The following is a 7,473-nucleotide window of genomic DNA, read 5'->3' as shown; positions in this document are numbered from 1 at the left end:
GACCCAAGGAATCTCCCGGCATACCCAGAACGGGTTGCTGGGATAGGATGTCAACTCAAGCATATTGTGACGCATTGATGGGAGAAACATAATGGGAGATTTCGAGCGCGTACCTGTTGGCATCGTCGGCGCGTCGGGCTACGGCGGCGTACAATTGGTACGTTTGTTACTCGACCACCCGCACGTCGAACTGGTGTACCTAGGCGGACAAAGCAGTGCGGGGAAATCCTTTTCCGATCTTTATCCCCACTTAGAGCATCGCGTTGATTTAACAATCGAACCGGTCGATATCGATACGATCACCAGTCGCTGTCGCGTGGTGTTTTTGTCTCTCCCGAACGGTCTGGCTTGGAAAATGGCGCCGGCGTTGTTAGAAAAAGGCTGTAAAGTTCTGGATTTGTCGGCGGATTACCGATTTTTCAATCTCGAGACTTATCAGGCGTGGTACGGGGGCGATCGCACGGATAAGGACGTGGCGTCGTTAGCGGTGTACGGCTTACCGGAACTGTACCGCGATCGAATTCGCGAAGCCAATCTCATCGGCTGTCCCGGCTGTTATCCAACGGCGAGTTTGTTAGCCGTCGCGCCACTTCTCAAACAAGGCTTAATCGTTCCCGAAACCCTAGTCATCGATGCCAAATCCGGTACTTCTGGCGGGGGGAGACAAGCGAAAACCAATTTATTGTTAGCCGAAGCCGACAGTTCGATCGCTGCTTACGGCGTAGCCCGACACCGCCATACGCCGGAAATCGAGCAAATTTGCAGCGACCTGTCCGGACACGAGGTTCTCGTGCAGTTTACGCCGCACTTAGTTCCGATGGTACGAGGTATTCTCGCCACGGTGTACGCCACTTTACGGGATCCCGGTCTGGTTCGCGAAGATATCGCCACGATTTACAACGCCTTTTACCGCGCCTCGCCCTGGGTGAAAGTCCTGCCAGCGGGGGTTTTTCCTCAAACCAAATGGGCGTGCAGTTCTAACCTCAATTATATCGGCATTGAAGTCGATGCTCGTACCGGTCGGGTCATCGTCCTTTCGGCGATCGATAACCTCCTCAAAGGTCAAGCCGGACAAGCGGTTCAATGTATGAACTTGATGTTAGACATCGAGGAAACTACGGGACTTCCGAGGTTGGGCTTTTATCCCTAGTGAGGGGATGAGCGATCGGTGCGATCGGGATGAGGGGATGATGGGTCGGTGCGTGACGAGTTCTCGGTCTCAGGATTTACACCCGATTTGTCAAGTCACGCACCCTACGAAAACTGTTCGCGGTTGGTTGTAATTATCCGGTCGTGTCCTCAGAATTCGATCGCAGAAACTCTTTGAGGGCTTCGTAGGCTTGATGGACGCGGATGAACTCTCGTTCGTTACCGCCGGGAAGGTCGGGATGGGTTTCGCGGGCGCGACGGCGATAGGCGCGGTTGAGGTTGTCTTCGCTGAAGGGATAGGCCAGTTGGAGGATTTCGAGATGGGGACGAAGGGCGAGAAATTCTCGATCGCCCTCCATTTCTTCCATCTCGAAAACGGGCATTTCGTACCAGTTTTTAAACTCGGTTTTTTCTTGATTTTTCGTGTAAAGTTCTCGCTCGAAATCCGTCGCCGCCTGTTGAATAAATTTCCACAATACAACTGGAAACAATAAAAACAACACGACAATGAGGGGAATGGCCGATGAAGGGTCGATTAGAGCGACCACCAACACTAAAATCGGCAAAACTTGTAAAATTAAAAGAACGGACGATTGGTATTTCATCGCCTCTCGTGATTTTAGGGAAGTGGGCGATGGCGCCTCGCCTTTCACCTTTAGTCTAGAGGAGGTTTTGCTAATCGGCCGAGTTTGGGCGAGGTTGGGTAAAATATGGGTCGTCGGCGACGGTCTCCGTTGACCGTTTTTCTCGGCGATGGCGCGTCGCGGTTTAAGTCGTTTCCGTCAATATTCAAGTTCGAGTAGAGTTCGAGGCTAATTATCGTGTCTAAAAAGCGTTCTGGCTGGATTACCCGCATCATGTTATCGATCGGGCTGGTGGCCTTTCTCGGGTTTTCGCTGTTTCCCTTGTTGACTGGGGTTCTCGAAGCCCGTCAACCCAGCCAAACCCCCTCGCCGTCTCCCACATCCGCCGCTAACGCTTCCTCCGAGGACGATCTCAGCGCCCAGGCGCGGGGGTACGAACTGGTACTCCAGCGGGAACCGGACAACGAAACGGCGTTACGGGGCTTGATTGACGTGCGACGCCAGCAGGGAGATATTGAAGGGGCGATCGAACCCCTGGAACGGTTGGCGGAACTGAATCCCGACGAACCCCGTTATACGATTTTACTGGCTCAAACGAAGCAGTATCTCGGAAATCGCGAAGGGGCGGCCGAAACTTATCGCAATCTGCTGACGCGGGAACCGGGGAACGTTCAAGCTTTGCAAGGTTTGGTTGATTTACTCTTACAAGAAGACCGACCGGAAGCCGCTGTCGGGGTGATTGAAGAAACGTTACAACTGGCACCGCAAGCGAATCAAGATCGAGCCGATAATATCGATGTGGTGTCCGTGCAACTGCTGCTCGGTCAAGTGTACGCCTACCAGGGTCGCAACGAAGACGCCCTCAATGTTTACGAAAACTTGATTAAGGAGCATTCTGAGGATTTCCGTCCGCTGGTGGGTAAAGCGTTACTCCTGGAACAATCGGGGAAAGTGGACGAAGCCAAAGCCACTCTCAATACGGCGTTGAACGTGGCACCGCCCCAACATAAGGATCGCATTCAAATTTTAATCGACCAACTGAACGAACCCGCACCGGAAGCGGCGCCGGAAGAGTGATGAGGAGATGATGGGATGGGGAGATGATGGGATGGGGAGATGATGGGATGAGGAGATGATGGGATGGGGTGCGGTGCGTGATGATTTTTCGGTCAAAGATTCACACCCGAGTTTTCAAGTCACGCACCCGACGGAAACTGTTCCCGGTTCTGTGTGACCTGTAAAAGGGAGTTGTTTTATGGCATCTGAAGAAATTGTCCGCTTTTTTATTGAGGAAGGAAAAGAACACCTCAATACGTTAGAAAACGGGTTACTCGACCTTCAAGCGACTGTGAAAGATCCCGAACAGGTGAACGAGCTGTTTCGGGCGGCGCACTCGGTGAAGGGTGGTGCGGCGATGTTGGGATACGGCAGTATTCAAAAGGTGGCTCACCGTCTCGAAGATTATTTTAAGGTTTTGCGAGACAATCCTATAAATGTCGATCGCCAGCTCGAAAGTCTTTTTTTGAAAGGTATGGACGCGCTGCGGGAGTTGTTGGAACTGCTGCAAGGACCGTTTGGGTTGCGGGATGAAGACGCGGAACGGACGATCGCGGAAGTGGAACCGGTGTTCGAGCAACTGCAAGAGCATCTCAATCATCTGGTTGAGGGAGGCGGTGCGGTGGAAGCTCCCGCAGCGGCGACGGCGGAGGAAGATGAGATTCCGTCGGATTTTGCGGAACAGGTTATCGAGATTCTGCGGCAGATGTTGCAGGTGTTCAAGAAAGCTGAAAGTTCGGATACGCGAGAGAAACTCTCGTCGTTTTGTCAGCATTTGCAGGAACTCGGGGAAGCGTCGGAGGGTTGGACGAGTTTGGTCGAAGCTGTCGATCGATCGATCGACAACACTCACAATCCTTATCGGATTTTAGCTCCGGTGGCGATCGTGGAACTGCGTCAAAATGCCGAACGCCTGGCGGACGATCCCCAGGCGGAGATTGCGCCGAGTGCGAGTTTGATGCATCTGGCGGAGATGGAATCGGGGGCTTGGACGGATTACATTCTGGTTCGCAACGAGCCGAAAGCGGCGTTTCAGTCGTTAACGCAGGTGATGGAAAAGCCTCAGTTGTTAAAACTTGCCAAATTGTTGTATAAAGCTTCGCAATCCTGATTAGGGTAAATTTAAACTTGTGAATGCGGGTCGATCGAAACCTAAAAGGGTCGATCGGCGTCGTATTGTGAGAAGTTTTGTTGAAAATTGGGGTAATCGCCAGATGAGTGAGTTGACTGCTCGACGTCCTCGGATCGCTGTACCGACGAGTAACGCAGACGATGCAAGTTATGTGGTCGAACCGGGTAACGGTTACGACGGCGTGGTGGAAATTGCCGATACGGAGGGGGGTACTTTTACGGGAACGCTTCTGACGACGGGACGCCACATCCTCACAGCCGCCCACGGTTTCAATACGGAAGAGGGGGCGGCGAATCTCGATCCCGATGCGGGCAACTATAGGGTTGCCTTCGATTTACCGGACGGGCGAGTGTCGATCGATGTTTCCCGTATTTTCGTCCATCCGGAATGGACGGCGGATTTGGCGTCCAACAACGATATTGCCATTGTCGAATTGGCGGAAACCGCCCCCAACGATGCCGATCGCTACGAGATTTATACGGGCAGCGACGAAATCTCTCAAGTGGGGGTTAAAGTCGGTTACGGGGGCAAAGGTACGGGGACTGAGGGACAGTTGAGCCTCAACCCGGACGTAGACTCGGAGGACATCGGTGAGGATTCGGGGGTCAAACGCCTCGGACAAAATCGTTACGATGCTTTCGCCGATCTTCTCAACTCGGTTCTGGGAACGCCCTTTGAGACGGAAATTCTCTCGGAAACGCAACTGGCTTACGATTTCGACGATGGAACGGCGGCCAGGGATTTCTTTGGAACCTATTTTAATATCGCCGATACGGGACTTGGCGCCGAGGAAGTGAACTCGACTCAGGGAGATTCTGGCGGTCCGACGTTTATTGAGGAGAAAATCGCCGGGATTACGTCCTACGGTTACAGTCCGATCGATTCTAACGAAGAGGGAGAACTGCTCTTTGCGGGGTTGACGGGCGACGCCAATACGGACGTGAGTTTTATTTCCGGAGAAGTCCTCGAAATCGATACTGTCGGCGAAATCGCACGAGCCTTCGTGCAAGCGACGAACTCCTCGTTTGGGGAGTTTTCTTCGGACACGCGGGTTTCGGCTTATGCTGACTATATCGCTCAAACCCTCGCTGAAGCCCAAAGCGGCGACGATTCGATTTTGGGAACGACTCGCGACGACACCCTCAACGGAAATGCGGGGAACGATTCGATCGAAGGTCTCGAAGGAGACGATATTCTGGCAGGTGGCCAGGGTGATGATGTGGTCTCCGGTGACGATGGCCTCGATACGCTGTATGGAAACCTCGGAAATGACGAGATTTCTGGCGGCGAGGAAAACGACCTGGTGTTTGGTAACGAGGGGAACGACTCGATTTCCGGCGATGCGGGAGATGATGAGTTGTTTGGCGGTGAAGATGCTGATTCCATTTTCGGCGGTGAAGGGGCTGATTCTATTTTCGGCGGCTTGGGTGAAGATGTTCTCGACGGCGGCGAAGATAACGATCTTGTTGTGGGTTTGGACGGCGATGACGAGATAACTTTGGCCGACGGCGACGATATGGGCTTTGGCGGCCAGGGGAACGACGAGATTTCTGGGGATGCGGGAGATGATGAAATCTTCGGCGGCCAGGGTGACGATTCGCTTTTTGGCGGCGACGGAAACGATACGCTGACGGGGGAACTCGGCCAGGACGTTCTCACGGGCGGCGAGGGTGAGGATGTCTTTGTTCTGTCTCTTGATGGGGCGGTGACGGATGTTAGCCAAGCTGATATTGTGGAGGATTTTTCGTTCGAGGACGATCGCATCGGCTTGACGGACGGGTTGGAAAATACGGATGTGGTGTTGGAAAATGCCACGGTTGGCGATCGCAGTGGCGTCGTGGTGAAGGTTATCGCAACGGACGCCATTCTCGGCTTTGTCGCCGATATCGATACGGTTCCGTTCGTGACGGTTGAAGGCTAGGGGTTTGTAACCCACTGGAACAAAACTGTCGGTTTGGGATTCGAGTACAATTGTCGGGGCGATCGATCCGATCTGAGATCGATCGCCTCATTTGGTCTGTTTTCTTTGCCTTCTCACTCAACTCGCCATGTTAGAAGCCACTTCGCTTCAGCAACGCCGCCCGCGTATTTCCGTCCCGGTTGACGATCCCGACGATTCTGATTACATTGTTCCCGCCGACCAGTGGACTGGGGTAGTCGGCTTGGGGACTCAGGGGGAAATTTCCTGTACGGGGACGTTATATCTGACCGGTCGCCACGTCATTACGGCGGCTCATTGTTTCAATATCAGCGAGAACGTTGCCAATCTCAACCCCGACCCGGAAGATTATCGGGTGTTTTTCGACCTTCCCACGGGCCGGGTCTCGGTGGGGGTGGAAAATATTTTCGTTCACCCGCAATGGACGGCCGATCGCTCCTCGAACAACGATATCGCCATTGTCGAACTGGCGGAAACTGCCCCGGATGCGGCGTCTCGCTACGATGTGTATACGGGAACTGACGAAGTCGGACAGGTGGTTCAGCGAGTCGGTTACGGGGTCAAAGCGACGGGAAGCAAGGGAGAGTTCGAGGATACGTCCAACGGGGTCAAACGCACGGGACAAAACCGTTACGATGCCTTGGGCGAGATTTTTAACAGTCCTGATGCGATCGCTCTACCGGGGACGCAACTGGCTTACGATTTTGATAATGGAAATCCGGAAAACGATGCCTTTGGCGTGGAGTTCGATCGACCGGATTTAGGGTTGGGATTGCAAGAGGTGGGAACCAGTCCCGGCGATTCCGGCGGACCGTCGTTTATCGGTAACAAAATTGCGGGGATTGCTTCCTACGGGTTGAGTCCCACCACTCCCGGCGTGGACGTGACGGAGAAAAACGATACCAGTTTCGGGGAGTTCTTCGGCGATACGCGGGTTTCGGCCTATTTGGGTTGGATTGGCACTACCATCGCCGCCTCGAATGCGGGAGACGATTTGATGACGGGGACGGATAATAACGATACGCTGGCGTCTAACGGCGGCGATGATACTCTTGAAGGTCGCGGCGGGGACGATCTTCTTTTGGGGGGTCAGGGAAACGACGTGCTGACGGGAGAAGCGGGAAACGATGCGATGGCGGGTAATCTCGGTCAGGACGGTTTGGAAGGGGGCGAAGGTGATGATACGCTCCTCGGCGGTCAGGATGACGATACGCTGGTTGGAGGATTAGGAAACGACGTTCTCATCGGCGATTTCGGTCAGGACGTGCTGAAGGGCGGTGAGGGAGCAGATATCTTTACTTTCCGCAAGGCGACGGCTGTGGAAGACCCGACGCTGGTGGATATCGTGACGGATTTTCAGGTGGGACTCGATCGCATTGCTTTGACTCAAGGTCTCACGGAAGGAAATTTGAGTTTGGAACCGTTCAATCTCAACGGCGGCGGCGTCATGGTTCGCGTGGCCGGAGCGGTGGAGTTCCTCGGCTTCGTTCGCAACGTTACGGTTGAGGAGTTACAGGGCAGTTTCGTCGCCGACCCGTTTGGATTTAGTTAGCTTTTGTTTTGGTTAGTTGAGGCAAGTGGGTTGTGTTGATTAAAAAATCAAGCGTATAGCC

General features: G+C 53.7%; 6 protein-coding genes. 5 read left to right on the top strand and 1 reads right to left on the bottom strand.

Features of this window, described 5'->3' with window-relative positions; all coding sequences use genetic code 11:
- Nucleotides 1-91 precede the first annotated feature (91 nt).
- On the top strand, nucleotides 92-1,150 hold the full coding sequence (argC, locus tag ACP5D4_RS10995; RefSeq protein WP_428011671.1) for an N-acetyl-gamma-glutamyl-phosphate reductase: 1,059 nt from the start codon (nucleotides 92-94) through the stop codon (nucleotides 1,148-1,150).
- Nucleotides 1,151-1,283: 133 nt separating this feature from the next.
- On the opposite strand, the gene ACP5D4_RS10990 is transcribed toward argC, so the two are convergent.
- Nucleotides 1,284-1,754, bottom strand: a complete 471-nt coding sequence (locus ACP5D4_RS10990) for a J domain-containing protein (RefSeq protein WP_428011670.1) — start codon at nucleotides 1,752-1,754, stop codon at nucleotides 1,284-1,286.
- Between the two features lie 216 nt (nucleotides 1,755-1,970).
- Between ACP5D4_RS10990 and ACP5D4_RS10985 the strand changes: the two genes are divergently transcribed.
- The 4 genes from ACP5D4_RS10985 to ACP5D4_RS10970 all read left to right on the top strand — a co-directional run bounded on the left by ACP5D4_RS10985 (nucleotide 1,971) and on the right by ACP5D4_RS10970 (nucleotide 7,412).
- Complete coding sequence (locus ACP5D4_RS10985) at nucleotides 1,971-2,810, top strand: tetratricopeptide repeat protein (protein ID WP_428011669.1); 840 nt, start codon at nucleotides 1,971-1,973, stop codon at nucleotides 2,808-2,810.
- A gap of 178 nt (nucleotides 2,811-2,988) precedes the next feature.
- Complete coding sequence (locus ACP5D4_RS10980; RefSeq protein ID WP_428011668.1) at nucleotides 2,989-3,900, top strand: Hpt domain-containing protein; 912 nt, start codon at nucleotides 2,989-2,991, stop codon at nucleotides 3,898-3,900.
- Nucleotides 3,901-4,012: 112 nt separating this feature from the next.
- On the top strand, nucleotides 4,013-5,842 hold the full coding sequence (locus tag ACP5D4_RS10975; protein WP_428011667.1) for a trypsin-like serine protease: 1,830 nt from the start codon (nucleotides 4,013-4,015) through the stop codon (nucleotides 5,840-5,842).
- A gap of 127 nt (nucleotides 5,843-5,969) precedes the next feature.
- Nucleotides 5,970-7,412, top strand: a complete 1,443-nt coding sequence (locus tag ACP5D4_RS10970) for a trypsin-like serine protease (RefSeq protein ID WP_428011666.1) — start codon at nucleotides 5,970-5,972, stop codon at nucleotides 7,410-7,412.
- Nucleotides 7,413-7,473 lie beyond the last annotated feature (61 nt).

Origin of the sequence: Baaleninema sp., from assembly GCF_049974805.1 — a bacterium.
In the GTDB taxonomy this organism is placed as follows: domain Bacteria; phylum Cyanobacteriota; class Cyanobacteriia; order Cyanobacteriales; family Geitlerinemataceae; genus Baaleninema.
This window is presented reverse-complemented; position numbering and strand designations above follow the sequence as displayed.

Coding starts and splice junctions, on each gene's coding strand:
- argC (WP_428011671.1), top strand. CDS start 92: ATGGGAGATTTCGAGCGCGTACCTGTTGGCATCGTCGGCGCGTCGGGC.
- ACP5D4_RS10990 (WP_428011670.1), bottom strand. CDS start 1,754: ATGAAATACCAATCGTCCGTTCTTTTAATTTTACAAGTTTTGCCGATT.
- ACP5D4_RS10980 (WP_428011668.1), top strand. CDS start 2,989: ATGGCATCTGAAGAAATTGTCCGCTTTTTTATTGAGGAAGGAAAAGAA.
- ACP5D4_RS10970 (WP_428011666.1), top strand. CDS start 5,970: ATGTTAGAAGCCACTTCGCTTCAGCAACGCCGCCCGCGTATTTCCGTC.